Raw genomic sequence first — 2,551 nt, forward strand, 5'->3', positions numbered from 1 at the left:
AGCCTGCTCGCGATGGCGTCAGCACATTCAACATCGATGTTGACTGACACACCGCTATCGCGAGCAGGCTCGCTCCCACAGGGGTTCAGTGGTGTTTTCAAGGTTAGTGATTCTGCCGTCGGGGACGACCCCGGCGCTCATCGAAAAACTGCGGGACGGCCCGCATCCCCTCCGGGGTCTATGCCATGTTCGAAAAAGTCCTGATTGCCAACCGTGGCGCCATTGCCTGCCGCATCCTGCGCACCCTGCGTGAAGTGCAGGTCAAGGGCGTTGCCGTTTACTCCGAAGCGGATGCCGCGAGCCTGCACATCCTGCAGGCCGATGAAGCCCACAGCCTCGGGGAAGGCGCCGCCGCCGGCACCTATCTGGCCGTCGACAAAATCCTCGCCATCGCCAAAGCCTCGGGCGCCACGGCGATCCACCCCGGCTACGGTTTTCTCTCGGAAAATGCTGCGTTCGCCGAAGCGTGCGAAGCCGCCGACATCGCCTTCATCGGCCCGACGCCGGAGCAACTGCGCGTGTTCGGCCTCAAACACACCGCGCGCGCCCTGGCCAAGCAACACGGCGTGCCGATGCTCGAAGGCACCGAACTGCTCGACAGCCTCGACGCGGCGCTGATTGCCGGGGAACAGGTCGGCTACCCGGTGATGCTCAAAAGCACGGCAGGCGGTGGCGGCATCGGCATGCGCGTGTGCCGCAGCGCGGCCGAGTTGAGTGAATCCTTCGAAGCGGTCAAACGCCTCGGCCAGAACAATTTCAGCGACGCCGGCGTGTTCATCGAGAAGTACATCCAGCGCGCCCGCCACCTGGAAGTCCAGGTGTTCGGCGACGGTCGCGGCGAAGTGATTGCCCTCGGCGTGCGCGACTGCTCGGTGCAGCGCCGCAATCAAAAAGTCCTCGAAGAGACTCCCGCGCCGAACTTGCCCGATGGCATGGCTGAAGAACTCTGCGCGGCGGCGATCAAACTGGCGAAAGCGGTGAATTACCGCAGCGCCGGCACCGTGGAATTTGTCTTCGACAGCGAAGATCAGCGCTTCTACTTCTTGGAAGTGAACACTCGTTTGCAGGTGGAGCACGGCGTCACCGAGCAAGTGTGGGGCGTGGACCTGGTGCGCTGGATGGTGGAACTGGCAGCCGGTGATTTGCCGCCATTGAGCGATTTGAGCCGAGGCTTGAAAGCCGACGGCCATGCGATTCAGGCACGGCTGTATGCCGAAGATCCGGGCCGTGATTTCCAGCCGAGCCCAGGTTTGCTGACCGCCGTGAACTTCCCTGCTGCCGACGGCAAACACCTGCGCATCGACACCTGGATCGAAGCCGGTTGCGAGATCCCGCCGTACTTCGACCCGATGATCGCCAAGGTCATCTGCTGGGCGCCGACCCGTGAAGAGGCCGCTGCGGATCTGCATCAGGCGCTGGGTGACAGCCTGCTGTACGGCGTGGAAACCAACCGCGATTACCTGCGGCAAATTCTGCTCGATGCGCCGTTCGCCAGCGGCCAGCCGTGGACCCGTTGCCTGGAAGGCCTGGTGTATCAGGCCAACACCTTTGAAGTGCTCAGCGCCGGGACTCAGACCAGCGTTCAGGACTATCCCGGCCGTCTCGGTTATTGGGCGGTAGGCGTACCGCCGTCGGGGCCGATGGACAGTCGCGCGTTGCGTCTGGGCAATCTTCTGCTGGGTAATGACGAAGGCGCCGCGGCGCTGGAAATCACCATGAGCGGGCCGTTGCTGCGCTTCAACTGCGAGGCCGTGGTGGCGGTGACCGGGGCCGTCATCCCGCTGACGTTGAACGGTGAAACCGTCGCGATGAACACGGCGTTGCTGATTCCAGCGGGCGCTACGCTGAGCCTCGGCACGATTGCCGGGGCCGGCGCTCGCAGCTATCTGAGCCTGCGCGGTGGCCTGCAAGTGCCGGATTATCTGGGCAGCAAAAGCACCTTCACCCTCGGACAGTTTGGTGGACATGGTGGTCGTGCGTTGCGGGCGGGCGATGTGTTGCATGTGCCTGCCTTGATCGACAGCCGCGTCGGTCAACAACTGGACCACGTCAGCGAGTTACCCGCCGTGCGGCAGATCCGGGTGATCTATGGCCCTCACGGTGCACCGGAATATTTCACTGACCACTACATCGGCACCTTTTTCGCGACCCAGTGGGAAGTGCACTTCAACTCCAGCCGCACCGGCGTGCGATTGATCGGGCCGAAGCCTGAATGGGTTCGGCCCGATGGGGGTGAAGCGGGGCTGCATCCATCGAACATCCATGACAATCCATATGCCATTGGTGCGGTGGATTTCACCGGGGACATGCCGGTGATTTTGGGGCCGGATGGTCCGAGCCTGGGCGGGTTTGTCTGCCCGGTGACGGTGATTGAGGCGGACCTTTGGCAGCTTGGGCAACTGAAGGCCGGAGACAAAGTCCAGTTCCTCCCGGTCGATCTAAAAACCGCCCGCAACCTCGCCCTGAAATGGAATACCCCCTGCAGGAGTGAGCCTGCTCGCGATGGCGGCGGTACAGCCAACGTTGATGTGACTGACACACCGCTATCGCG

1 protein-coding gene is annotated in these 2,551 nt (G+C 63.0%); it reads left to right on the forward strand.

Translation table 11 applies throughout. From position 1 onward, the window contains the following. Nucleotides 1-185 precede the first annotated feature (185 nt). The coding region (locus QMX98_RS34015) for a 5-oxoprolinase/urea amidolyase family protein (RefSeq protein WP_282412061.1) at nt 186-2,551 on the forward strand (2,366 nt) is incomplete at its 3' end.

It is taken from the genome of Pseudomonas sp. PS02303 (genome assembly GCF_029959925.1).
GTDB classification, from domain to species: Bacteria; Pseudomonadota; Gammaproteobacteria; order Pseudomonadales; family Pseudomonadaceae; genus Aquipseudomonas; species Aquipseudomonas mandelii.